We start from the raw sequence: 1016 nt of genomic DNA, 5'->3' as shown, positions 1-1016 counted from the left end.
TTAAGGCAGAACATGCTGGTTTACAAGTTGCAGGATCGGTCATGGCGTCAGATGCATTCTTCCCGTTTAGAGACGGCATTGATAATGCAGCGGAAGCTGGTGTTGCATGCGTCATACAACCTGGCGGCTCAATGCGTGATGAAGAAGTAATTCAAGCAGCAGACGAGCATGACATGGCGATGATCTTCACCGGCATGAGACACTTTAGACACTAACAAGAAAATATCTGGCACGGGTGCTCTGTTACTAATTTTATTCGCTATAATCCAGAAAATTAGCATTTTATTAGAGTGATCCCGTGTCAGAATATTCACGCTTCAAAGTTAGAGGCTACCATTTAGACCAATATGGTCATACCAACATTGGTGCATACAACACTTTCATGGAAGAAGCCCGCTGGCGTCTTTTTGAAAACTACAATGCAGTAGAGTTCTTCTCTGAGCTCGATCTAGCACTCACCCTCGTTAACTCCGAAGTCAATTATCGTAGACCTTGCTCTCTAGGAGACGCACTAGAAGTTCAAACGAAAGTTATGCGCATCGGAACAACAAGTTGTAAAGTACAACAGTCTATCTTTCTCGATGGCGGCAACACACACGTTGTCGACGCAGAACATACCTTTGTACTGATGGACAAACAAACCCTTAAGTCCTGTAAGATCGAAGGCAAAGCGCGCGAAAAGCTTGAGCAATTAGCACAAGTCTTCTAGCTTTCTTGAACAAACGGTCACGTTTTGATTCAGCCCTGCAACTCCGCTATTCTTTCGCCCCTCGAAACAATGCCACAGGCCTGAAGTCATGAATGTTTTAGTTGTAGGTAGCGGTGGGCGTGAACATGCCCTCGCTTGGAAAATCGCCCAAGACCCATCTGTTCAAACTGTTTTCGTAGCACCCGGCAATGCTGGTACCGCGAACGATACAAAGCTCCAAAATGTGAACATTGACGTTCTAGCATTCAAGGAACTCTCTGACTTTGCTATCGCCAATAAAGTCGAGCTCACGGTAATTGGCCCTGAA

At 45.5% G+C, this 1016-nt stretch carries 2 protein-coding genes and 1 pseudogene; all 3 read left to right on the top strand.

All coding sequences use genetic code 11. From position 1 onward, the window contains the following. A pseudogene (gene purH, locus A3762_RS04420) lies at positions 1–215 on the top strand (bifunctional phosphoribosylaminoimidazolecarboxamide formyltransferase/IMP cyclohydrolase); the annotation flags it as partial. An 83-nt stretch (positions 216–298) separates the two neighbouring features. Then, a complete protein-coding gene (locus A3762_RS04415; protein ID WP_068479481.1) occupies positions 299–709 on the top strand; it encodes a thioesterase family protein in 411 nt (136 codons plus the stop codon). An 88-nt stretch (positions 710–797) separates the two neighbouring features. Continuing rightward, a partial coding sequence (locus tag A3762_RS04410; protein ID WP_304439263.1) for a phosphoribosylamine--glycine ligase N-terminal domain-containing protein occupies positions 798–1016 on the top strand: 219 nt, incomplete at its 3' end.

This window comes from Oleiphilus sp. HI0125, from assembly GCF_001635355.1.
This window is presented reverse-complemented; position numbering and strand designations above follow the sequence as displayed.